Source organism: Bartonella sp. PS17NMGDW (assembly GCF_042193555.1).
Taxonomy (GTDB): Bacteria; Pseudomonadota; Alphaproteobacteria; order Rhizobiales; family Rhizobiaceae; genus Bartonella; species Bartonella grahamii.
In genome coordinates this window covers 67,374-91,170 of sequence record NZ_JBHILY010000004.1, presented here as the reverse complement: position 1 = coordinate 91,170, position 23,797 = coordinate 67,374, and the positions used below count along the sequence as shown (strand labels likewise).

Genomic DNA, 23,797 nt, shown 5'->3' with positions numbered 1-23,797 from the left:
GCTTCTAATGCCCATTGTCTCTTCTTACTTGCTATTTTTTTCTTTTTATGAGGGAATATTAAAATGTCAAAGAAAAAACTTTCCCTTGTGAATAATTTTGGTCCAGGTATTCTATTATGCCTGCTCATATCTGCCTTAGCTTATGGTTTAGAAGTGATAGAAAAACTGTTTTCCGCAGAAGCATGGCTTGAAAGCCTTGTTTTGGCAATTCTCTTAGGATCCATTACTCGTAGCTGTTTTAATCTGCCAAAATATTTCCAAAAAGGTATAACCTTTTGTGCAAAAACGCTTCTTGAAATTGCTATTGTTCTTTTAGGGGCAAGCATTAGCATCCATGCTGTTCTTTCAGCCGGTTGGAATTTGCTTGCAAGCATCGTATTCGTTATATTTATAACCATCCTCATTAGTTTTGTTATAGGCAGACTTTTTGGACTTTCTGCCAATTTAGCAATGCTAGTCGCTTGTGGTAATGCCATTTGTGGCAATTCAGCTATCGTTGCAACTGCCCCTGTCATCCATGCTAAACATGAAGATGTAGCGGCAGCAATTGCTTTTACCGCTCTTTTAGGGGTTCTTATTATTTTATTTCTCCCTTTTTTACACCCACTTTTGAATTTATCATTTAACCAATATGGTGTGCTTGCAGGAATGGTTGTTTATGCTGTACCACAAGTCTTAGCAGCAACAGCGCCAATATCTTTCGTAAGCGTTCAAATTGCAACAATTGTCAAATTGGTGCGGGTTTTAATGTTGGGCCCTGTTATTTTTATCCTATCCATCATCTATCGTCGATCAGCACAAACACATTTTCGTCTACACACTCTCGTCCCATGGTTTATCATTGGCTTTATTATCATGATGCTTGTTCGCTCAAGTGGTCTTATCCCTGAAAAGGCTATCAATCCAATCAAACTTATTGCTCAACTGTTCACGGTCATTTCAATGGCAGCTTTAGGATTAGGTGTTGATATCCGCTCATTAAAAAAAGCAGGATGGCGCGTTATTTTAGCTTCAACTTCCTCCATACTCCTTCTTGGCGCTTGTAGCCTTATCATGATAGGATTAATTGATCTGAACCATATAACATTTTGAAATATGCATTTATTATTTTTTTCAACAGAGCATGCAATCAATTCAAAGGCTCACTAAGTATTAAAAGCAGTTTTTTATAAAACCAGCAAAAGTTCTAAAAAACTGCTCATTATTCTATACAAAAAATTGAAAGAGCTGTTATGTTAAGTGAAGACTGTCAGAATTACTTTTTCAATTAGCTTTTCAGTCCATAATGATTTGCAATGACGTAGTATCAAATACGTAACTCATGTAAAACAATGCCATTTCTTTCATCTTCTCATTACGCTGAAGTTTTTATACAAAGACTGATAAAATATGCTCTTGTTTGGAAAAAATATGGGGTCATGGCTTTCCCCCTTTTAAATTACTTTTACTTACTATGTAATATAAGTCTATGTAATATAAGTGGCATCGTCGTACTATTTGATAGCTTAAAATGTTGTGACAATCCTTACATTTAAACGATTCGTAAAAGGAGTTTTTATTCACACCCTAATTTCGCTTGTAATTTACAAGCTAATAACTTTAATTGTTTTGCCATAAGTATATTTGAGATAAGAGAATCTTACAATATTCAAGGTACTCATTCAAAAAGTGATAACAAATAGGGATTAAATCAACATCTCGTTCTATCCCATAAAAAGATATTGTTGCTTATTGGCACTAGTAACTCTCTTATAAATGAAATATACGATAATAAAAAGATTAAAAATACAGCAGGACTTTTGTTTATCATTTTATTCGACTAAAATATTTTTATGCTTATCCTTGCTATAGATACTGCTTCAATTTATTGTGCTGTTGCGCTCATTCATCATAAATCTGTTATTGCGCGTATCAATGAGCGCATGAACAAAGGACATGCTGAAAAACTTATTGGGCAGATTACACAAATAATGACACAAGCCAATATGACGCTTGATCAAGTTGAGCGTATTGCTGTCAATATTGGACCTGGATCATTTACTGGTGTACGTGTCGGTGTTGCAACAGCGCGCGCTTTGGCATTAGCACTTGAAATACCTGCTGTTGGAGTGAGTGCTCTTGAAGCGTTAGCAGCACAAGTAATAAACAGTAAAAGTACAGCATCAGCAATTACTGTTGTCATTGAAGCAGGAAGAGAGATGTTCTACCATCAAAATTTTCATAATGATCTCACACCTTTAGGAGCGCCGGGATTAAAAACAATTGAAAATATCCTCGAAGATTTGCCAAAAAAAACCCGACTGACTGGCCCAGCTGCTGATGCCGTTGTGGAGCATATTAAAAGCCATAAAATAAACGAAAAAATTGTCCTAGAAAAAATCCCCTGCGAAGCGGCTGATATTGTAAACTATGCTTATCTTGCTGCAAACAAACAATCAAAAAATTCGCCTCGCCCACTCTATCTACGCAGCGCTGATGCAAAACAACAAACCAATTTTGCTTTACCACAAAAAAAATAATGCCCAAATTTTCATTGACAAAAAAGATTTTTGGAATTGCTCCGCTACAAGTTAATGATAGTGCTCCTCTTCATCAAATTCATCAACATTGTTTTACCCCGTCTTGGGGAAAAGAAGCTTTTGATAATTTCTTAACAGATCACTCTATCTTCGGATACAAAGTTTTTCTCATCGATCGCTCTGATCAAATTTTAGGCTTTTGCCTATGCCGTCTCATCCTTGATGAAGCAGAAATTATCACGATTGCTGTTCACCCTCATTATCGTCAACAAGGAATTGGTACCTTTCTGATCGAAAGAACAGTTCACCATCTTCACGACAAAGGCGCTATAAAATTATTCTTGGAAGTAGAAGCCACAAACCTTTCTGCTTTGAACCTTTATCAACGCTTTGAATTTCAAAAAATTTCTGAACGTCTTGCCTACTACCCGTCAAAAAATGGTCGTGGTGATGCAATTATCATGCAAAAAACTTTTAAGTAAATAGATTGAGATTTGTGTAAAAAACATTTACACATGCACCATGAATAAAGTAAATCCTAAAAATACACCTCCTGTTGCTCCGAAAAAGGTTTTTATCAAAACCTATGGATGTCAAATGAATGTTTATGATAGCCAACGGATGACTGATAGCCTCAGTTCGCAAGGCTATGTAACAACACAATTTCCCAATGATGCCGATCTTATTCTTGTTAATACCTGTCATATTCGTGAAAAAGCAGCAGAAAAACTTTATTCTGATCTCGGTCGTTTGCGCGTTATGCGTCAAGAGCGCACACCTGATAAACCCCTGATGGTTGGTGTAACGGGTTGCGTTGCACAAGCTGAGGGAAGTGAGATCTTGCGCCGTGCTCCAACAGTGGATCTTGTTATTGGTCCGCAAATGTATCATCGCTTGCCAGAATTGTTAGAGAAGGCCAAACAAGGAAAAAAAATTATCGAAACAGACTATGCTGTTGAAGATAAATTTGCTCATTTGCCACCCCATAATAAACATGCAGTAAGAAAACGAGGTGTTAGCGCATTTTTAACAGTACAGGAAGGTTGCGATAAATTTTGCACTTTTTGTGTTGTGCCCTATACACGCGGTGCCGAAATATCACGATCCGTTGAGCAAATTACTGAAGAAGCCCTTCAACTCATCGAAGCGGGTGTCAAAGAAATTACACTGCTTGGACAAAATGTCAATGGTTGGCATGGACAAAGTGCTGATGGCAAAACTTGGCGTCTTGGCGATCTTCTTTATCATCTTGCAAAACTCGATGGTTTAAAGCGTTTGCGTTACACAACCAGCCACCCACGTGATATGGATGATAGCCTTATTGCCGCGCATCGAGATCTTGATATGTTAATGCCTTACCTCCATCTTCCTGTTCAATCAGGTTCAGATCGCATCTTAAAAGCTATGAACCGCCAACACAAAAGCTCTCATTATCTTCATCTTATCGAAAAAATTCGAACCGCACGGCCAGACATTGCCTTTTCAGGCGATTTCATTGTAGGATTTCCAGGAGAAACAGATGAAGACTTTGAAGAAACCATTAAACTTATTCAACAAGTACAGTACAGTTCAGCTTATTCTTTTAAATATTCTCCCCGTCCTGGAACAGTGGGAGCCACAATGAAAAATTATGTTGATGAATCTGTAAAAGATGCCCGCCTTCAACAGTTACAAGTCCTTCTCCTTGAACAACAAAATGCGTTTTTGCGTTCTAAAATTGGTCAAAAAACTAACGTTCTCATCGAAAAACCTGGACGTCACTCAGGGCAAATGGTAGGACGTTCCCCTTGGCTTTTACCTGTTGTCGTAGATACAGAAGCCTCTACAGGTAGCGTAATAGAAATTCATATTAAAAATGCAAGCTCAAACAGTTTTGTTGGTGAAATGACAAATAGATAAACATACCTCTAAAACCTTGTTCACAATAAATATTTTGGAAAACTCTTTTATTTTAAAAGAAAATGATTACATCTAAAACGTGCACTTTTCTAAAAAATTGTCTTTTATAAAATTTACTTAACAAAACGTGCAATATTTATGTAGATATGGAGAATAGGCTGAAAGCTTCAACCGAAAAAATAAAGCGTATTAAAGAAAAAGTAAATATGTCCCTTGAAAAGGCTGATAACTTGAAACAAACAAGCGCTTCAGATCCGAGCCAAGTTGTTTTGATTTTCGAAAATAATAAATATGCAAAAGCAGTTTTTGGTAAATTTGACGAAAATCTCGCTTATATCGAAAAAAAACTTGAACTTAGTATTCATCCGCGTGGTAATGAAGTCTTAATCCGTGGAAGTATTTCTGTTATAAAACGTGCGCAATATGTATTGCAGCAACTTTATGAACGTGCCCAAACACATCAAGAGCTCACTTTATCAGATATAAAAGGAGCACTTGCTATGGCAAATATACCAAAGAAGCAGAAAGAAGACACAATAACATACAAATCTGCAACGAAACGTATACCAGCACGGTTGAGTACCCATAAAAAAATAATTCATGCAAGAACTCCAACACAAGATGCTTACATACGCGCTATGGAGCATACTGAGCTTGTATTTGGTGTAGGACCAGCAGGAACAGGCAAAACGTATCTTGCTGTTGCTCATGCTGCAATGCTTCTAGAACGTGGTATCATTGAGCGAATTATTCTCTCACGTCCGGCTGTTGAAGCTGGAGAACATCTTGGTTTTCTTCCCGGTGATCTCAAAGAAAAAGTCGACCCATATTTACGACCACTTTATGATGCTCTTTATGATATGATGCCCGCTGAAAAAATAGAACGCATTTTAGCTTCTGGTGTCATAGAAATTGCTCCTCTTGCCTTTATGCGCGGACGAACACTTGCCCATGCTGCTGTTATTCTTGATGAGGCACAAAATACTACGCCCATGCAAATGAAGATGTTCCTCACACGTCTTGGTGAAGGAACACGTATGATTGTTACCGGTGACGTAAGCCAAATTGATTTGCCTACAGGGCAAAAATCAGGTCTCATTGAAGCAATTCGCATTCTTTCAAATGTAGAAAATATTGCAATTGTACATTTTGATGAAGAAGATGTTATACGCCATCCACTTGTTGCTGCTATCGTTCGTGCTTATGATCGTGATTCCGAAATACAAAATAAAAAAAAATCATTCGCATGCGATGCATTAAAAAATGAATTTGATTCATCATGATTATTATTGATATAATGGTCAAAAGCGCAGGGTGGAATGATGAGAAAATGCTTTATAATATCACTGAAAAAGCATTAATGACGACTATGCATCATGTTTCATTGGAAAATGTTGTAAGCGAGATTAGCCTGCTTTTTACGGATGATAAACATATGGCACAAATCAATGCACAATGGCGCAACAAAAACAAATCTACTAATGTATTATCCTTTCCTGCTTTTCCACTTAAAGCTGGAAATCCTCCTGGTCCCATGCTCGGTGATATTATTATTGCGCGAGAGACTGTTGTTCTCGAAGCAGAAAAACAAGGAAAAACATTTCAAGACCATTTAACGCATATGATTGTTCATGGTATCTTGCATCTGCTTGGCTATGACCATGAAACTGATAATGAAGCATATCAAATGGAAAAGCTCGAAAGAGAAATTCTGCAAAAGCTTTCCATAAAAGATCCTTACGCTGAATTGTCTATAAATGATAAAATTTAACTTTTAAAATCAATATTACGAGCATACCATTCAAAGCCTCTCATTCACCTAATTATAAAAAGAAAGTTTAGAAGATTTCAAAACCATGACAAACAAAACAAATGCACAAAATAATAGTCAAACATCTTCTAATAATGAAAAAAAAACCTCTCAACAGACGAATCATACAGAAAAATATTCTCTGATGAATCATTTGTTTTCATTTTTACGGGGTCGTAATTGTGTGTCTACATCACTGCGCGATGATCTTACCGTTGCACTCACGACTGACAATAAAAAAGACACTGCCCTCTTCTCACCTGAAGAACGTACTATGTTGCATAATATTTTACGCTTACGTGAAGCACGCGTGGATGATGTTATGATACCACGTTCTGAAATCGAAGCACTGGAAATAAACACTTCACTTGGAGAAACCCTTAAATGCTTCGCAAAAATTGGTCATTCTCGCTTACCTGTTTATGCTGAAACTTTAGATGATCCGCGTGGCATGATTCATATCCGCGATATTCTTAACTATATGACTCGCTTTATTGTCAGCCCAACAAAAACCGAACAGAAATCCGATTTGCTTCAATTAAACCATACAGACTTACATACCCCAATCGGTGAATTGGATCTGATCCGAACTGTTCTCTTTGTTCCAAGTTCCATGCTTGCAAGCAAATTATTAACACGAATGCAAACTACACGAACTCAAATGGCTTTAGTTATTGATGAACATGGGGGAACAGATGGTCTCGTTTCAATGGAGGATATTGTTGAATTGGTTGTTGGTGATATCGAAGATGAACATGATAATGTCGACAATGCTATCGTACGTGAACCAAACAATAAATGGCTCGTTGATGCAAGAACTGAACTAGAAGATGTGGAGAAAGCTCTTGGTCCTGATTTTATCGTAGGGGAATATGGTGATGATGTTGATACGATTGGTGGTTTGATCGTCTCCATTCTTGATCGCATTCCTGCCAAAGGTGAAATTGTCGAAGCTGTACCTGGTTATAGATTTCGTATTTTAGAAGCTGATAAACGCCGGATTAAGCGATTGCGTATTTTTCGCATTCCAAAAAATGAGAATCTTGAGAACAATGTCATCCCTAAAGAATAGTCCAGCGTTTTTAAACAATTTTATCGTTTTTTTGTCCTCTGTTACCGGTTGGAAGCGCCAAGCATGGATATTTCTCTGTGGTGCTCTTACTTCTTTTGCACTTCCACCCTTTTATTTGACACCTCTTTGCTTTTTAACTTTCCCTCTCTTTATTGTTTTGCTGGACTCAATACGGGACGCAAAAAACAATAAAAAACATTTTTTTACTTACGCTTTAAGCTGTGGAACCTTTGGTTTTAGTTATTTTATTTGCGGACTTTGGTGGCTATGCAATGCTTTGTTAACAGATCCAGATTCTTTTGGTTGGGCAGTCCCATTAGCCATTTTAGTTCCTCCACTCTACCTTTCTCTTTATTGGTTTTTTTCTGGTTTCATTGTCGGTTTATTATGGACAAAAGGAATAGCACGCTTTTTTGTTTTAGCCTTTGCATTAGGATTGTCCGAGTGGTTGCGTGCGTTTTTATTCACAGGATTTCCATGGAATGCTCTTGGCTATACAGCCATGCCAACCCCAATGTTCATGCAATCTGATGCAATCGTGGGACTTTACGGAATGAATATTCTTGCTGTCTTAGCCTACAGTTTGCCAACTGTTTTATTAACAAATGAAAAAAAGAAAGTGGCACTCTCTCTTTGCTTATCACTTATATTCATTCACAGTGGTTTTGGGTTTTATCGTCTTCATACTATAGAAAACACAGCTAAAAATCAAAAAAGTTCTTATTGGGTGCGCATTGTTCAACCTTCCATCCAACAAAATATAAAATTGCGTGATAATACACGAGAAGCTATGTTGGAAGCGCATATGAATCTAAGTGCAATGCCAACAACCGATCAAAATTCAGAACCCGATTTTATCGTATGGCCCGAAGCTTCCGTTCCTTACCTTCTCTATGATAACTCATCTATCACAATGCGCATTGCCTCTCTTTTAAAACCTAAACAATGGGCTATTATCGGAGCAATACGAGCCAGCAATGATCTACCTCATTCCCAAACACAATATTTTAATACAATTGCAGTCATTAATGCTCAAGGTAATATTTTAAATACTTCCGATAAACTTCATTTGGTTCCTTTTGGTGAATATCTTCCTTATCAGAATTTATTGAAAAAAATTGGATTGCGTACCCTTGCCGATAATATTGGTGGATATAGTGCTGCAAGTGTGCGCAAAATTGTTACAATGCCAAACGGATTTTCTTATCTACCCTTGATTTGTTATGAAGCAATATTTCCTCATGAAATGACTTTTAAAGGCTCCCCGCCTCAAGCAATTATTAATATTACAAATGATGCATGGTTTGGTGTAACACCAGGACCCTATCAACATCTTCAACAAGCACAACTTCGTGCCGTTGAACTCGGAATCCCCCTCATACGAGCAGCCAATAACGGAATATCAGCTGTTATTGATTCTTATGGACGAATCGTTGTAGCTCTTCAACAAAATGCTGTGGGCATTATTGATTCACAAGTTCCATCATCCATTACCCCTATAGGAAGCAATGAATACAGAACTTTCTCTACTTTTATCTTATTCATCCTTATGCTATTGTGTCGTGTTGGTTTTGGTTCTACAAAACAGCTTAAATGATTCAAGTGCCCTTTGTACGGTATTATGTTGCGTTTACCAGTAATATTGGGAAAAAATATTACATATTATTTTAATTATATGATAAATCAGCTGCGCATAAATATGATGTTGGTTTAGAATAAAAGTGCTGGAAATAAAGAGTTGCATTATGACCGAAACTAGAAAAAAACCTGACCCTATAGATATCTATGTTGGAACTCGTATCCGCTTACGTCGTAATATTTTAGGACTCACTCAAGAGAAACTAGGTGAAAAATTAGGAATTACTTTTCAGCAAATCCAAAAATATGAAAAAGGAACAAACCGTATTGGTGCCAGTCGTCTTCAAGCGATAGCGGAAATTATGGATGTTCCTGTTTCTTACTTTTTTGATAAAGGTATTACCTCCCAACAAGTAGAGGGTTTTGCTGAAAATGATCACAATTTTATAGACTTTTGTTCTAGCAGCGAAGGGATTCAGCTCATGCGCGCTTTTACAAATATATCTGATGCTAAAGTGCGTCGAAAAATTATTGATTTGGCAAAAGCACTTTCTGAGGAAGATTTGACAAATAAGCTATAAATTTAAATTATATCTTTTCTCTTTTATTCATATAAATTTTCATTGACGATTTGCTGTAGAATTAGCAGATCGTGACAACTTTAGTAAGCAATTAATTAAATCGTTGATTTTCTTTTTTGAAGGAGTTCCTATGCCGCATCAAGATTATCTTTTTACGAGCGAATCGGTATCGGAAGGACATCCTGATAAAATTTGTGATCGTATTTCCGATGAAATCGTTGATATGATCTATAAAGAAGCTGAAAAGACTGGTACTGATCCATGGTTAATACGCGTTGCCTGTGAAACTCTCGTCAGTGTCAACCGTGTTGTTATCGCTGGTGAAGTGCGTGTCCCCGATACGCTATTAAAAAAAGATAAAAATAAAGAATTTATCTATGATGAAACTGGCTTTCCACTCATTAATCCTACGCGTTTTCGTACAGCAGCGCGCCGTGCTATTCGGACCATTGGCTATGAACAAGCAGGATTCCATTGGAAAACTGTTAAAATTGATGTTCTTTTGCGCCCTCAATCAGCTGACATAGCAAGAGGGGTTGATAATGCTACGGATCGGCATGGTGAAGAAGGAGCAGGTGATCAAGGCATCATGTTTGGATATGCTTGCCGTGAAACACCTGATTTCATGCCTGCGCCAATTTATTATGCGCATAAAATTCTCAAACTTCTTGCCGCAGCCCGTCATAAAGGAGAGGGAGAAGCTGGAAAATTAGGACCAGATGCTAAAAGCCAAATAACCATACGCTATAAAAATGGAAAACCGATAGAGGTCACATCCATTGTTCTTTCAACTCAGCACCTCGATGAAAGCTGGGATTCCAACAAGGTACGTACAGTGGTTGAACCTTACATTCGTCAAGCTTTACATGACATTCCCATTGCAGCTCAATGCAGTTGGTATATTAACCCAACAGGAAAATTTGTCATTGGTGGTCCTCAAAGCGATGCCGGATTAACAGGACGCAAAATTATTGTGGATACTTATGGAGGCGCAGCACCCCATGGAGGCGGTGCTTTTTCAGGAAAAGATACAACAAAAGTTGATCGTTCTGCAGCCTATGCGGCACGCTATCTGGCTAAAAATATTGTTGCGGCTCATTTAGCAGAGCGATGCACCATTCAACTCTCTTATGCAATTGGTATTGCACAACCTTTATCTATTTATCTTAATCTTCATGGAACAGGAAAAGTCGATGAAAAAGTTATTGAAGCAGCCATTCGCAAAATAATGGACCTTTCACCTACCGGCATTCGAAAACATCTTGACCTCAATAAACCTATTTATGCGAAAACAGCTGCCTATGGTCATTTTGGGCGAAAACCAAAACACGATGGTTCGTTTTCATGGGAAAAAACTGATCTCGTGAAAACGCTTCAAACAATGATCCAAATTCCATGATTAAATATAATACACGCAAGAGTGAAGCATTTTTTGGACGCCGACAAGGAAAACGATTACGAAACTGTCAGCTTATCCGTATAAAAACGCTTCTCCCAACTCTTAACATTGATTTAAATGTCCCTCCTCCCTCAAACCTTACATCCTTATTTTCAAGCAAAGTAAGAGAAATTCGACTTGAAATCGGCTTTGGTGGAGGTGAACATTTACTTCATGAAATGGAATATTTTCCACAAACCGGTTTTATTGGCATCGAGCCCTTCATTAATGGCATGGCAAAAATGTTAATGTCTCTTGAACAGCATGCACAGCATCAAAATCATCTCCGACTCTATGATGATGATGCTACACGCCTCCTTGATTGGCTCCCAAATGCATCACTCGATGGAATAGACCTTTTCTACCCTGATCCATGGCCTAAAAAAAAGCATTGGAAACGACGCTTCATCAACATAAAAAATCTTAATCGTTTTGCGCGCGTTCTTAAAACAGGCAAAAAATTCCGCTTTGCTAGCGATATAGACAGTTATGTAAACTGGACTTTGTACCATTGTGCACAACATGATCACTTTGAATGGAAAGCAGAAAGCCCTCAAGACTGGAAACTCCCTTATCCACTATGGAAAGGAACCCGCTATGAAGCAAAAGCTTTACGCGAAGGACGAACACCTGCCTATCTTACCTTTATCAAGAAATAAATGATCAAGCGCTTTTCTCATAAACAACTTGAAAAATTTTGAATTTAAGAGTATCAATAGTTAAATTCTTGGTCTTATGATGAAGGGTGGGCCGTTGGACCCGCTCTTTTTTAATATCATAAAACTGATGAAACCAACTTGGATAAAATGTATGAACGAAGCTGAAAAAATAAGCAATCTTGACGAACCACGCCTGTTTGAAGAAGATGGTATCGAAGCACAGGTTGCTGCTCTTGTCATACCACTACTTAAACCTTTAGGTTTTCGTTTGGTTCGTGTGAAACTTCTTGGTCAAAATGGTTTAACACTTCAAATTATGGTTGAACGTGCCGATGGTTCTATGACCGTAGAAGATTGTGAAACTGTTAGTCGAACTGTTTCCCCCCTCCTTGATGTACAAAATGTTATTGAACGCAAATATCATTTAGAAATCTCATCACCTGGAATTGATCGTCCATTGGTAAGAAAATCTGACTTTTTTCATTGGCAAGGGCATCTTGCAAAAATTGAAACCAAAATAACAATTGATGGGCGCCGAAAATTTCGCGGGACACTTACAAATATCACGCAAGATGGATTTATTTTAAACACTGATAAAGCTGCTTATGGAGAAGCCATGTATACCCCTATTTCCTTTTGTGATATCATAAATGCGCATTTAGTGCTTACCGATGAGCTTATTCGCGATGCATTGAAAAAAAATAAAGAGTTAGGTCAACAATTCATTGCTGAAGAGAAAGCTAACGACTCTATACAGACGCTCAATTTCAAAAAATAATATCACTGGGAAATACCCATCGTGTGGCACAAAGAAGGAGAAAATTGATGGCTACAAGCGCTAACAGGCTTGAGATTCTGCAAATTGCAGATGCTGTTGCACGTGAAAAGTCAATCGACCGTGAAATTGTCATTTCTGCGATGGCTGATGCTATTCAAAAAGCAGCACGTTCTCGTTATGGTCAAGAAACAAATATCCGTGCTGAAATCAATTCTAAAACAGGTGAAATTAAATTACAGCGCCTGCTTAAAATCGTTGATGTCGTTGAAGACTATACAACGGAAATTACTTTGTCTGATGCTCTTAAACATCAAGCAGAAGCAAAAATTGGTGATTTTTTTGCTGATCTTTTACCTCCTATGGATTTTGGACGTATCGCAGCACAATCTGCTAAACAGGTTATTGTACAAAAAGTACGCGACGCAGAGCGTGATCAGCAATATGAAGAATTCAAAAATAAAGTTGGTGAAATTATTTCTGGTACAGTTAAGCGTGTGGAATATGGTAATGTTATCGTTGATCTCGGACGTGGTGAAGCTATTGTGCGCCGTGATGAATTAATTCCTCGTGAATCATTCCGCTATGGAGATCGTATTCGTGCTTTTGTCAATGATGTACACCGTGAAACGCGTGGTCCGCAAATTTTCCTTTCACGCACACATCCCCAATTTATGGTAAAACTTTTCACTATGGAAGTGCCAGAAATTTATGATGGTATTATAGAAATCAAATCTGTTGCTCGTGATCCAGGTTCACGGGCTAAAATCGCCGTTGTTTCACGCGATGGTTCCATTGATCCTGTTGGAGCATGCGTTGGAATGCGAGGAAGTCGTGTACAAGCTGTTGTTGCTGAATTACAAGGCGAAAAAATTGATATTATTCCTTGGTCGCCTGATGCGGCAACATTTGTCGTTAATGCACTGCAACCTGCTGAAGTTTCTAAAATCATCCTTGATGAAGATGCTGAACGGATTGAAGTTATTGTGCCAGATGATCAACTTAGCCTTGCTATTGGACGACGTGGACAAAATGTTCGCTTGGCTTCGCAACTAACAGGATGGAACATTGATATTTTAACGGAAAAGGAAGAATCTGAAAATCGTCAAAAAGAATTTACTGAACGGAGTAAATTGTTTATGGAAGCCTTAGAGGTTGACGAAATGATCGGACAAGTTATGGCATCAGAGGGTTTTTCTTCTATTGAAGAAATCGCCTATATTGATCTTGAAGAGATCGCTTCTATTGATGGTTTTGACCATGATACCGCCGCTGAAATCCAAAGTCGTGCCCGAGAATATCTTGATCATCAAGAAAAAGAACTCGATGAAAAACGCAAAAAGCTCGGAGTTTCTGACGAATTGCGAACACTTCCTGGAATGACAAGTGCTATGTTGGTTGCTGTAGGTGAGGATGGTGTAAAAACAATAGAAGACTTTGCTGGCTATGCCGTTGATGATTTAGCTGGTTGGAGAGAACGCAAAGAAGGTCAAACACAGAATTTTTCTGGTATTTTAACCCCTTTTGACATTACACGCGCGGATGCAGAAGCTATGGTTTTAGCCGCACGTGTACAAGCAGGCTGGATAGACCAAGCTGATCTTGTTACAGAAAATCCTGTAGAAGATAAAAATTCTGCAGAAAATGAAAAAACAGATGATTTGGATGTGGATACACTTTAAATGAATGAACGGACTTGCATTGTGACCAGAAAAAATGCTTCAGCACAAACGCTGATCCGTTTTGTTATTGGTCCCAATAACCAAATTGTTCCTGATCTTAAAGCGAATTTACCAGGGCGTGGCGTTTGGATTTCTGCCCATCACGCTATTATTGAGAAAGCAATCAAACAGAAAGCTTTTCATAGAAATTTTAAAACAGATGTTGAGGTTGCGCCAAATCTTGTGCATGTTGTTGATACGCTTTTACTAAAAGCCGCTCTTTCAAGCCTTTCCATGGCACGAAAAGCGGGAGCAATTGTTATGGGAGCAACAAAGGTTGATGCTGCTATCCGATCTGGTAAAGTTATTCTTGTACTTCATGCTAAAGAAACAACAGATGATGGGAAACGAAAAATTGCACAGGCCATCCATTCAATACAACAACAAACAAATCGGACTATAAAAACCATATCTTTATTTACAAGTGATGAAATGCAAGTGGCTTTTGGCTCTAATCCTGTAATGCACGCGGCCTTATTGGACACAAAAGCTGCTGAGGGATTTCTCAAAACGACATATAAATTGATCAGCTATCGTGACGACAAGCATAGTAAGCCTAGTGAGATGACGGCACAAGCCGTGAAGGAAATACAATGAGTGAAAATAACAACGACAAAACAACAGTCAAGAAGACACTAACTCTCAAGCGGTCTGTCTTGGAAACGAGCACGGTCAAACAAAATTTTAGCCATGGCCGTACGAAGGCTGTCGTTGTCGAAACCAAACGGCGTAAAATTACGCGACCTGATGAAAAAGCTGAAACCCCACAGCCCATTACAAAGCCGCATGTGGCCCCTCAGCGCTCTAAACCGCGTTTTGAGGGAAAAAAGCCTCAAGAATCTGTGACCAAAAGCAATCTTTCATCGACTGAAATGGAAGCGAGACTTCGCGCATTAGAAGAAGCACATATCCAAGAAAGAATAACACGAGAACAAGCCGAAGAAGAAGCAAGACGCGCTAAAGAGCGTGAAGAAATTTTACAGCAAGAAATTAAAGAAAAAGAAATACATCTCCAACAAGAAGAAGAAATATCGCCAGTACAGGCTCCACCTGTTCCCCCTCTCATTGAACAGACAGATATTTCTATTGCGCCTAAAAACACAACTGTGGTTGAAAAACGCAAAATAGATGAAAATAAAGAGGAAGAACGGCATAGTCGACGTGCTAATCCTGCTAAATCAGAAATACGTGTACCAAAAGTTGTCAAAGGAGCTGATGAGCGGCGACGCGGAAAGCTAACTCTGAATAGTGCACTGGATGAAGAAGGAAGCGCACGTGGACGCTCAATGGCTGCAATGCGGCGTAGACAGGAAAAGTTTAAGCGTGCACAAAATCAAGAACCAAGAGAAAAAATTTCTCGCGAAGTTGTTCTTCCTGAAACGATTACCATTCAAGAGCTCGCACAACGTATGACTGAGCGTTCTGTTGATGTGATTAAATTCTTGATGAAACAAGGACAAATGATGAAACCTGGCGATGTTATTGATGCAGATGTTGCCGAACTCATCGCTGTTGAATTTGGCCATACTGTTAAACGTGTTTTAGAATCTGACGTAGAGGAAGGTATCTTTAATATAACAGATAATCCTCAAAACATGCAGCAGCGCCCTCCTGTTGTAACCATTATGGGCCATGTTGACCACGGAAAAACTTCTCTTTTGGATGCTATTCGTAAAGCAAATGTTGTTTCTGGCGAAGCAGGAGGTATTACGCAGCATATTGGTGCCTATCAAGTAGAACAAAACGGTCAAAAAATTACCTTTATTGATACACCAGGACATGCTGCATTTACGGCTATGCGTGCACGTGGAGCTCGTGTTACCGATATTGCTGTTCTCGTTGTAGCCGCTGATGATAGTGTTATGCCCCAAACGATTGAATCAATCAATCATGCGAAAGCCGCTGGTGTACCTATCATTGTTGCTATCAACAAAATTGATAAACCAGCTGCGAATGCACAAAAAGTGCGTACAGAACTTTTACAACATGAAGTATTTGTTGAAACTATGGGCGGAGAAACTTTGGACGTTGAAGTTTCTGCTAAAACTGGTCAAAATCTTGATAAACTTCTCGAAGCTATCCTTCTTCAAGCTGAAATGCTTGATCTGAAAGCAGATTCTCAACGAACTGCAGAGGGCGTTATCATTGAAGCCAAATTGGATCGCGGACGTGGATCTGTTGCAACAGTTCTTGTTCAAAAAGGTACATTACACCCTTCTGATATTATAGTTGCCGGAAATGAATGGGGTCGTGTGCGTGCTTTGATTGATGACCATGGTCGCCATATTAAAGAAGCGCTCCCCTCTACACCGATTGAAATTTTGGGCATGCAGGGAACACCTCAAGCTGGTGACCGTTTTGCTGTTGTTACGCATGAAGCAAAGGCACGTGAAATTTCTGAATACCGTCAACGATTAGCACGTGATAAAGCTGTTGCGCGGCAAACTGGTTCGCGTGGTTCTCTTGAACAGATGATGACAAAATTGCAAACGATAGGTGTTAAGGAATTTTCTCTTATTATAAAAGGGGATGTGCAGGGATCAATTGAAGCAATCGCTTCAGCATTGGAAAAACTCGGAAATGATGAGGTTCGTGCGCGTATTGTACATTCTGGTGCGGGAGGAATTACCGAAAGTGATATTTCTCTTGCGGAAGCTTCTAATTCTGCTGTAATTGGTTTTAATGTTCGAGCCAATAAGCAAGCACGTGATTTTGCTAAAACACAAGGAATTGAAATTCGTTATTACAACATCATTTATGATCTTGTTGACGATATTAAGGCTGCCATGTCTGGATTACTCTCACCAGAACAGCGTGAAACTTTCCTTGGTAATGCTGAAATTCTAGAAGTCTTTAACATTACAAAAACTGGAAAAGTTGCAGGATGTCGTGTTACAGAAGGTAAAATAGAACGAGGAGCCGGTGTTCGCCTTATCCGCGATAATATCGTTATTCACGAAGGAAAGCTGAAAACACTCAAACGCTTTAAGGATGAAGTCAATGAAGTGCAAAGTGGTCAAGAATGTGGAATAGCCTTTGAAAATTATGAAGACATGCGCGCAGGAGACATCATTGAGATCTTCCGTATCGAACATATTAATCGCACATTATAAAATAATCCAATAACTTTACTCTGTTGTAAAATGAAGAAAGTTATTAGGTTTTATACACAATATCTCTTTTTCCTTATCTAAATGGTTAAAAAAAGAGATCTTGTAGCAAGGATAAAACTTTGATGAAAAATGCAAAGCCCTCACAACGGCAACTTAGAGTAGCAGAGCAAGTACGTCATGCAATAGCGCATATATTACAGCGTGATATTTTGCTTGATGATATCTTGAAAGATATTGTTATTTCTGTCTCTGAAGTACGCATGTCACCAGATTTAAAAATTGCTACTTGCTTTGTATCACCTCTCAGCACTCTTAAAAATGCTTCTCATACCGATGTTGTTGATACCCTCAATAAACATAGTCGTTTTCTCCGTGGAGAAATCAGTCACGCGTTGCGACAAATGAAATATATGCCTGAACTGCGTTTCCGACTTGATAATAGTTTTGATAATTTTTCAAAAATTGATGCCCTCCTTCGCTCGCCTGAAGTTGCTCGCGATCTTCACCATAGTGATAAAGATGAGGATTAAAGATATGGCACGGCAACACAAAAAAAAAGGGCGTCCTGTTTCTGGCTGGGTCATATTTGATAAACCAAAAGGAATGAAATCAACAGAAGCTGTCTCACAAATCAAATGGCTCTTTCATGCACAAAAGGCAGGACATGCAGGAACACTTGATCCTCTTGCTTCTGGTCTCCTTCCCATTGCATTGGGCGAAGCAACCAAAACCGTCCCTTACGTGATGCAAGGCAAAAAAACTTACCGTTTTCATATCGCTTGGGGAGAAGAGCGTTCAACAGATGATCTAGAGGGCGAAATCACGAAAACTTCTCTCAAACGTCCAACACAAGAAGAAATACTTGCTCTTCTTCCTCAATATACAGGTGTTATTTTGCAAACGCCTCCGCAATTTTCAGCAATAAAAATTGCCGGAAATCGTGCCTATGATTTAGCGCGTGAAGGGGAAGTTGTTGAAATTCCGCCCCGTGAAGTGGAAATAGAAACTTTCAAATTATTAGAAATGCCTACCAAAGAGCACTCTGTCTTTGAAATAACCTGCGGAAAAGGAACTTATGTGCGCTCTTTAGCGCGCGATATGGGACGTGATCTAGGTTGCTATGGGCATATTGCTGATTTAAGGCGCATTTCTGTCGCACCTTTTGATGAAGAAGATCTCATTACATGGGACGAACTAAAAGCGGCCGTTCCGCCAAATAAAAACACTACAGATGAAAATAATCGTTCTTTTGAAAAAAACTTCACAACACTCGATGAGCTCTTAATTGAAACAAGCGCTGCATTGGATTGCCTCCCTCACTATATCCTTAATGAAACTCAAGCACAGAGAATTATAAAGGGTCATTCTATCCTCTTAAGTCATCACAAAGTACCTCTTGACGAAGATGAGATTTTTGTCCTCTATAAAGAACAACTTCTTGCCATTGGCACCCTCGACCAAAGTTTATTTAAACCGAAGCGGATTTTCACAATTTAAGCGATTCTTTTCCGCACCTACCTTTTGCGGAAAGATATTTTTCTCTATCAATTAAGAAAATATGGTACTTTTCATTGTCTATATTTACCGTATTCATATCAAAATTTAAGTCAGTGCTATAAGCTAACACCACCACACACTTTTTCCTCTTAATGTCGCAACAATCCTTGCGTTTGAAAGGATTCATAAGAGGCTTTTTATTTCTTATTCAATCGTTTTTTACTCACACTTTAACCCTCATTTGTAATGTGCAAGCGAAGATTTAGACTGATTTACTCTAAATAGATTTGAAACGAGAAAAGCTTGAGATTTTTAAGACTATCACTCAACATGAAAATGACAAATAATCGTTATAAATCAATTTATTAACCACTTAAACAGCAATTTTTTGTTATGATTATGCTAACAAATCGATCGAAATAATATTAACGTATTTAATATTTTACAAAAACTGTTTTAACCCTAAGGGAGATGATCAGAGGAGGCTTTTAAAAGCATCTCATTGGCTTGGGGTATTGTTTGGCGTTCAATCATACGATGCACTCTTATGCCGTTAGGAGCACAATTTAAATGACGCAAACGCTTATTGACTTCTGCATCCGCTTTTGTACGACGATGATTATGGCGTAAATAATCTACCCATGTTGGCATATGATAAGCCTCTGTCCAATATTCAGGTCTTTCAAGATCTCGTAAAAGGACCCACTGACGCGCACCATCACGTAACCGGATATGGCGTCGACGCGTCATCACTTTGAGAAACTCTTCGAGATCATTTTCATGAATTTGATAATCAATCATTATCATGATCGGACCACTTCTTGCTTTGAGGTCGAGTAATAGTTCCGGCTCTCTAAAATGATCAAGAGGATTTAAATCTATCTGAGGAATTTCTTGAATTCTAAATTTTACCCCCGCAAGAGCACCAAAAATCAAGAATAGAGAACAAATACTCAAAGCAATTGTTGGAGAATAACCATCAGCTAAACCTCCCCAGATTGCACTTCCAATAGCCATCCCCCCATAAGACGCCGTTTGATAAAGTGCTAAAGAACGTGCAACAACCCAGCGTGGTGTAGAGAGTTGTACAGATGTATTAAACAATGATAATGCCAAAACCCAACATAAACCTGCAGGAAATAAAGCAATATGGCTTATAATTAGTGAACGGCTGATTCCCAATAAAAAGCAAGAAAAGGCGAAACCAATAAATGCACTTGCAATAATTGTTTCTGAACGAAAATGATGCCGTACAACTGCATTAATAATACCTGCTGTCATGGCTCCTAACCCAAAACAACCGAGCAATGTACCATAAAGAAGGGCACTTCCTCCGAGAACTTTATGCGCAACAATTGGCAAAAGTGCTAAAATAGAAATAGCTCCTATACCAAAAAGGAACGCTCGAACCATAATACTCAGGAGATTAGGTGACATCGCAACATAACGCAAACCATCTGAGACAGCTCCTAACAGCCTTTCTCGTGGCAATGAGTTTTTTTTATAATTCGACTTCCAGAAAAATAACGCACCGATAAGAGGAATATAGCTTATAGCATTAAACAAAAAAGCAGCAGATGCCCCCAAAGTTGCAATGATGGCACCGCCAATAGCAGGACCAACACTCCTCATCAAATTAAAGCCTACACTATTCAAACTAACAGCAGCAGGAATATTTTCCCTGCTCACAATATCTCCTATCGTTGCTTGCCAAGAAGGATTATAAAAAGCTGTGCCACATCCAATCAAAAACGTAAAACATAACAAAAGCCAAGGTGTTAGAAATCCCATATAGGTTAAAACAGATAAACTCATGGATATGACCATCATCATAATCTGCGCACACAACATAATTTGACGCCGATTAAAATTATCCGCTAATGCCCCTGCCATCAAAGAAAACATAACAAGTGGTAATGTTGTGGCACTTTGAACAAGCCCAACCATGGAATGCGAAGAACTAATCAACGCCATTAACCACCCTGCTCCAACAGCCTGTATCAGCCCTCCTAAATTAGAAATAAGAGTAGATGACCATAAATTTCGAAATACCGAATTACGAAAAAGTTTTAATGTTGAAATGCTCTGCATCTTTTTCCTCCAAATCGGTATTTATCATCTTTGTTAACACACACACGCTCATAATCTTTGTATCAAAAGGATGCATAATTCTTTAAAAGACTTCTCATAAAACTCTATTTAAATCAATATTTCAAAACAAAAGCTTTTATTTAAAGAAAGACTTCAAAATGCTGTAAAGGACTAGTATTTTAACCTTCTTTCCTATATAAGGACGAAAATAGGTAAGAGTCTTTGACTCTTCTTGTTTCCTCACAGACCCTTGCTGAACGACATCTCGGCTATGGGTGACTTTATGTTTCTTCGTTTTTGGAAAGGATAATACGATGTCGATTACAGCTGAACGTAAACAAGCTCTTGTCGCAGAATACGCAAATAAAGTTGGTGATACAGGATCACCAGAAGTACAGATTGCTGTACTTTCTGAACGTATTTCTAATTTAACAAACCACTTTAAATCTCACAAAAAGGATAATCATTCTCGTCGTGGTCTTTTGAAGATGGTGTCTCAACGCCGGCGCCTTCTTGATTATCTTAAAGGAGTTGACCAAAATCGTTATCAGACACTTATCAAGAAGTTAGGTTTGCGTCGCTAAAAGAAAAATGGTGGTGGTGTTTAAAAAAAAACCACCCATTTTTTCAACGTGTTGCTTTTAATTAAAAAATTTAAAAACTGACAAGTTATTATGGGATAGGACTGCTCATCATTTCGCATTTAAGGCAGTTTACTTCTCTCTTCTCGTAACAAAGATAAAAAGTATGTTGTCCACCCCAGAGCTTGGAAATATGCTACGCAAAACCAGAATGTGAGCAATCAAAGATTTAAACACTGGTCATTAAGGATAAAAAATGTTCAAAACGCACAAGATAGAAATTGAATGGGCTGGGCGTCCTCTCACCCTTGAAACAGGGAAAATAGCACGTCAAGCTGATGGTGCAGTGATTGCTACCTATGGAGAAACTATTGTCTTAGCAACCGTTGTATCAGCCAAAAGTCCAAAACCAGACCAGGATTTTTTTCCACTCACTGTTAATTATCAAGAAAAATCCTATGCTGTTGGTAGAATACCTGGAGGCTATTTAAAACGTGAAAGTCGACCAAGTGAAAATGAAACTTTGGTTTCACGTTTGATTGATCGCCCAATTCGTCCCCTTTTCGTTGAGGGGTATAAAAATGATACACAAGTTATTGTTTCCGTTATACAGCATGATCTCGAAAATAATCCCGATATCCTTGCGATGATTGCATCTTCTGCTGCATTGACCCTGTCAGGTGTTCCTTTCATGGGGCCTATAGCTGGTGCCCGCGTTGGCTATTGTAATGGACAATATGTTCTCAATCCTCATATCGATGAAATGCCCGAATCAAAACTTGATCTTGTTGTTGCTGGAACAGAAAGTGCTGTTTTGATGGTTGAATCAGAAGCACAAGAGTTACCAGAAGATATCATGTTGGGTGCCGTGATGTTTGGTCACAAAGGCCTTCAACCTGTCCTTGATGCCATTATAAAGCTTGCTGAAGTTGCTGCAAAAGATCCTCGTGATTTTGTTCCTGAAGATCTTTCTGAACTTGAAAAAGCAATGCAGAAAATGGCAGAACAGGATATACGAAAGGCTTACACAATTACTGATAAGCAAGAACGTTATGCTGCAATTGATGCACTAAAGACAGAAATCCTCAATAAATTTACGCCCGAAACAGAAGAAGACTGTAAGTTTAGTGCAGATCAAATTGCAACCGTATTTAAACAGTTGCAAGCAAAAATTGTTCGCGGGAATATTCTTGATACCCAAAAGCGGATTGATGGACGCAATCTTTCTACCGTGCGCCCTATCCAATCAGAAGTGAGTATTTTACCCCGCACACATGGATCTGCACTCTTTACCCGCGGAGAAACACAAGCTATTGTCGTTGCAACACTAGGAACTGGTGAAGATGAACAATATGTTGATTCGTTAACGGGAATGTATAAGGAAACATTCCTTCTCCATTACAATTTTCCACCATTTTCAGTGGGTGAAACGGGACGCCTTGGTTCTCCTGGTCGTCGTGAAATTGGACATGGCAAATTGGCATGGCGGGCAATTCACCCCATGTTGCCAACGAAAGAATCTTTTCCTTATACTATTCGTGCTGTCTCAGAAATCACTGAATCCAATGGATCTTCTTCTATGGCAACGGTTTGTGGGACCTCACTTGCTCTCATGGATGCCGGCGTTCCTCTAGCACGCCCTGTTGCTGGTATTGCTATGGGCTTGATTAAAGAAGGAGAACGCTTTGCTGTTCTGTCTGATATTTTAGGGGATGAAGATCATCTTGGAGATATGGATTTTAAAGTTGCAGGAACAGAAAATGGTATTACTGCCTTGCAAATGGATATCAAAATTGATGGTATTACCGAAGAGATTATGAAAATCGCGCTTGAACAAGCTAAAGGTGGACGAATCCATATCCTCAATGAGATGGCGAAAGCTTTAACCAGTGCACGTGCTGAGCTGAGTGAATTTTCTCCACGAATCGAAGTTATGAATATTTCTGTCGATAAAATCCGTGATGTTATCGGCTCTGGTGGTAAAGTTATTCGGGAAATCGTGGAACAAACTGGAGCAAAAATTAATATTGAAGATGATGGTACCATTAAAATTGCTTCTGCTGATGCTAAAACCATTGAAGCAGCAAAACGCTGGATCCATTCTATTGTCGATGAGCCTGAAGTTGGTGCTGTCTACCAAGGAACAGTTGTAAAAACTGCAGAATTTGGTGCATTTATAAACTTCTTTGGTTCTCGTGATGGACTCGTTCATATCTCTCAGCTTGCATCAGAACGCGTCACCAAAACAACCGATATTGTGAAGGAAGGTGACAAAGTTTGGGTTAAATTAATGGGCTTTGATGAGCGTGGAAAAGTTCGGTTATCAATGAAGGTTGTTGATCAAAAAACCGGAAAGGAAATCACCGGTGATAAAGCGATGAATGAAGAAAAGTGCGTGGATGAAAAAAAACAACCTGAAAATAAGCGCCGCCGTAAGAAAAAAGAAGGGTAAATTTTTCCTCT

The 23,797-nt window shown here is 38.7% G+C and carries 20 protein-coding genes; 19 read left to right on the top strand and 1 reads right to left on the bottom strand.

All coding sequences use genetic code 11. The annotated features are described in order from the left end of the window. Positions 1 to 63 precede the first annotated feature (63 nt). The 17 genes from ACFIJK_RS04320 to truB all read left to right on the top strand — a co-directional run bounded on the left by ACFIJK_RS04320 (position 64) and on the right by truB (position 18,662). Positions 64 to 1,092 (top strand): YeiH family protein, encoded by a 1,029-nt coding sequence (locus tag ACFIJK_RS04320; RefSeq protein WP_375626774.1) that lies wholly within the window; start codon positions 64 to 66, stop codon positions 1,090 to 1,092. Between the two features lie 740 nt (positions 1,093 to 1,832). Continuing rightward, positions 1,833 to 2,519, top strand: coding sequence for a tRNA (adenosine(37)-N6)-threonylcarbamoyltransferase complex dimerization subunit type 1 TsaB (gene tsaB / locus ACFIJK_RS04315; RefSeq protein WP_375626772.1), 687 nt, complete (start codon positions 1,833 to 1,835; stop codon positions 2,517 to 2,519). Beyond that, positions 2,519 to 3,001, top strand: a complete 483-nt coding sequence (rimI, locus tag ACFIJK_RS04310) for a ribosomal protein S18-alanine N-acetyltransferase (RefSeq protein ID WP_375626770.1) — start codon at positions 2,519 to 2,521, stop codon at positions 2,999 to 3,001. The genes tsaB and rimI overlap by 1 nt, the downstream gene beginning before the upstream one ends. A gap of 40 nt (positions 3,002 to 3,041) precedes the next feature. Further along, a complete protein-coding gene (gene miaB / locus ACFIJK_RS04305; protein WP_375626768.1) occupies positions 3,042 to 4,418 on the top strand; it encodes a tRNA (N6-isopentenyl adenosine(37)-C2)-methylthiotransferase MiaB in 1,377 nt (458 codons plus the stop codon). Between the two features lie 158 nt (positions 4,419 to 4,576). Continuing rightward, on the top strand, positions 4,577 to 5,701 hold the full coding sequence (locus tag ACFIJK_RS04300) for a PhoH family protein (RefSeq protein ID WP_375626873.1): 1,125 nt from the start codon (positions 4,577 to 4,579) through the stop codon (positions 5,699 to 5,701). Next, complete coding sequence (ybeY, locus tag ACFIJK_RS04295; protein ID WP_375625647.1) at positions 5,698 to 6,189, top strand: rRNA maturation RNase YbeY; 492 nt, start codon at positions 5,698 to 5,700, stop codon at positions 6,187 to 6,189. Before ACFIJK_RS04300 ends, ybeY begins: the two co-directional genes overlap by 4 nt. 85 nt (positions 6,190 to 6,274) lie before the next feature. Continuing rightward, on the top strand, positions 6,275 to 7,300 hold the full coding sequence (locus tag ACFIJK_RS04290; protein WP_375625645.1) for a hemolysin family protein: 1,026 nt from the start codon (positions 6,275 to 6,277) through the stop codon (positions 7,298 to 7,300). Then, positions 7,263 to 8,897 carry an apolipoprotein N-acyltransferase gene (gene lnt / locus ACFIJK_RS04285; RefSeq protein ID WP_375625643.1) on the top strand — a complete coding sequence of 545 codons (1,635 nt, stop codon included), beginning with the start codon at positions 7,263 to 7,265 and terminating at the stop codon, positions 8,895 to 8,897. The genes ACFIJK_RS04290 and lnt overlap by 38 nt, the downstream gene beginning before the upstream one ends. A gap of 148 nt (positions 8,898 to 9,045) precedes the next feature. Continuing rightward, entirely contained in the window at positions 9,046 to 9,459 is a 414-nt protein-coding gene (locus tag ACFIJK_RS04280; protein ID WP_330168649.1) for a helix-turn-helix transcriptional regulator, read from the top strand. A gap of 130 nt (positions 9,460 to 9,589) precedes the next feature. Then, a complete protein-coding gene (metK, locus tag ACFIJK_RS04275) occupies positions 9,590 to 10,858 on the top strand; it encodes a methionine adenosyltransferase (protein WP_375625641.1) in 1,269 nt (422 codons plus the stop codon). Next, positions 10,855 to 11,556: a tRNA (guanine(46)-N(7))-methyltransferase TrmB gene (locus tag ACFIJK_RS04270; RefSeq protein WP_375626763.1), complete on the top strand. Its 702-nt coding sequence runs from the start codon at positions 10,855 to 10,857 to the stop codon at positions 11,554 to 11,556. Before metK ends, ACFIJK_RS04270 begins: the two co-directional genes overlap by 4 nt. 127 nt (positions 11,557 to 11,683) lie before the next feature. Next, entirely contained in the window at positions 11,684 to 12,334 is a 651-nt protein-coding gene (gene rimP, locus ACFIJK_RS04265) for a ribosome maturation factor RimP (protein WP_375626871.1), read from the top strand. 47 nt (positions 12,335 to 12,381) lie between these two features. After that, positions 12,382 to 14,013 carry a transcription termination factor NusA gene (gene nusA, locus ACFIJK_RS04260; RefSeq protein WP_375626761.1) on the top strand — a complete coding sequence of 544 codons (1,632 nt, stop codon included), beginning with the start codon at positions 12,382 to 12,384 and terminating at the stop codon, positions 14,011 to 14,013. Further along, on the top strand, positions 14,014 to 14,649 hold the full coding sequence (locus tag ACFIJK_RS04255) for an RNA-binding protein (protein ID WP_375626759.1): 636 nt from the start codon (positions 14,014 to 14,016) through the stop codon (positions 14,647 to 14,649). Next, a complete protein-coding gene (gene infB, locus ACFIJK_RS04250; RefSeq protein WP_375626757.1) occupies positions 14,646 to 17,165 on the top strand; it encodes a translation initiation factor IF-2 in 2,520 nt (839 codons plus the stop codon). The genes ACFIJK_RS04255 and infB overlap by 4 nt, the downstream gene beginning before the upstream one ends. A gap of 122 nt (positions 17,166 to 17,287) precedes the next feature. Next, positions 17,288 to 17,695, top strand: coding sequence for a 30S ribosome-binding factor RbfA (gene rbfA, locus ACFIJK_RS04245; RefSeq protein WP_273787793.1), 408 nt, complete (start codon positions 17,288 to 17,290; stop codon positions 17,693 to 17,695). Between the two features lie 4 nt (positions 17,696 to 17,699). Next, positions 17,700 to 18,662, top strand: coding sequence for a tRNA pseudouridine(55) synthase TruB (truB, locus tag ACFIJK_RS04240; protein WP_375626754.1), 963 nt, complete (start codon positions 17,700 to 17,702; stop codon positions 18,660 to 18,662). A 462-nt stretch (positions 18,663 to 19,124) separates the two neighbouring features. Here truB and ACFIJK_RS04235 read toward each other — a convergent pair whose 3' ends face one another. Beyond that, positions 19,125 to 20,753: an MFS transporter gene (locus tag ACFIJK_RS04235; protein WP_375626752.1), complete on the bottom strand. Its 1,629-nt coding sequence runs from the start codon at positions 20,751 to 20,753 to the stop codon at positions 19,125 to 19,127. Positions 20,754 to 21,067: 314 nt separating this feature from the next. Between ACFIJK_RS04235 and rpsO the strand changes: the two genes are divergently transcribed. After that, a complete protein-coding gene (rpsO, locus tag ACFIJK_RS04230; RefSeq protein ID WP_005774142.1) occupies positions 21,068 to 21,337 on the top strand; it encodes a 30S ribosomal protein S15 in 270 nt (89 codons plus the stop codon). Between the two features lie 253 nt (positions 21,338 to 21,590). Then, positions 21,591 to 23,786 (top strand): polyribonucleotide nucleotidyltransferase, encoded by a 2,196-nt coding sequence (gene pnp, locus ACFIJK_RS04225; protein ID WP_375626750.1) that lies wholly within the window; start codon positions 21,591 to 21,593, stop codon positions 23,784 to 23,786. Positions 23,787 to 23,797: the final 11 nt, after the last annotated feature.

Bases quoted from the DNA above. Each gene is read 5' to 3' on its own strand.
- ACFIJK_RS04320 (WP_375626774.1), top strand. From the start codon at position 64: ATGTCAAAGAAAAAACTTTCCCTTGTGAATAATTTTGGTCCAGGTATT.
- tsaB (WP_375626772.1), top strand. From the start codon at position 1,833: ATGCTTATCCTTGCTATAGATACTGCTTCAATTTATTGTGCTGTTGCG.
- rimI (WP_375626770.1), top strand. From the start codon at position 2,519: ATGCCCAAATTTTCATTGACAAAAAAGATTTTTGGAATTGCTCCGCTA.
- miaB (WP_375626768.1), top strand. From the start codon at position 3,042: ATGAATAAAGTAAATCCTAAAAATACACCTCCTGTTGCTCCGAAAAAG.
- ybeY (WP_375625647.1), top strand. From the start codon at position 5,698: ATGATTATTATTGATATAATGGTCAAAAGCGCAGGGTGGAATGATGAG.
- ACFIJK_RS04290 (WP_375625645.1), top strand. From the start codon at position 6,275: ATGACAAACAAAACAAATGCACAAAATAATAGTCAAACATCTTCTAAT.
- lnt (WP_375625643.1), top strand. From the start codon at position 7,263: ATGAGAATCTTGAGAACAATGTCATCCCTAAAGAATAGTCCAGCGTTT.
- ACFIJK_RS04280 (WP_330168649.1), top strand. From the start codon at position 9,046: ATGACCGAAACTAGAAAAAAACCTGACCCTATAGATATCTATGTTGGA.
- metK (WP_375625641.1), top strand. From the start codon at position 9,590: ATGCCGCATCAAGATTATCTTTTTACGAGCGAATCGGTATCGGAAGGA.
- ACFIJK_RS04270 (WP_375626763.1), top strand. From the start codon at position 10,855: ATGATTAAATATAATACACGCAAGAGTGAAGCATTTTTTGGACGCCGA.
- rimP (WP_375626871.1), top strand. From the start codon at position 11,684: ATGAAACCAACTTGGATAAAATGTATGAACGAAGCTGAAAAAATAAGC.
- nusA (WP_375626761.1), top strand. From the start codon at position 12,382: ATGGCTACAAGCGCTAACAGGCTTGAGATTCTGCAAATTGCAGATGCT.
- ACFIJK_RS04255 (WP_375626759.1), top strand. From the start codon at position 14,014: ATGAATGAACGGACTTGCATTGTGACCAGAAAAAATGCTTCAGCACAA.
- infB (WP_375626757.1), top strand. From the start codon at position 14,646: ATGAGTGAAAATAACAACGACAAAACAACAGTCAAGAAGACACTAACT.
- rbfA (WP_273787793.1), top strand. From the start codon at position 17,288: ATGAAAAATGCAAAGCCCTCACAACGGCAACTTAGAGTAGCAGAGCAA.
- truB (WP_375626754.1), top strand. From the start codon at position 17,700: ATGGCACGGCAACACAAAAAAAAAGGGCGTCCTGTTTCTGGCTGGGTC.
- ACFIJK_RS04235 (WP_375626752.1), bottom strand. From the start codon at position 20,753: ATGCAGAGCATTTCAACATTAAAACTTTTTCGTAATTCGGTATTTCGA.
- rpsO (WP_005774142.1), top strand. From the start codon at position 21,068: ATGTCGATTACAGCTGAACGTAAACAAGCTCTTGTCGCAGAATACGCA.
- pnp (WP_375626750.1), top strand. From the start codon at position 21,591: ATGTTCAAAACGCACAAGATAGAAATTGAATGGGCTGGGCGTCCTCTC.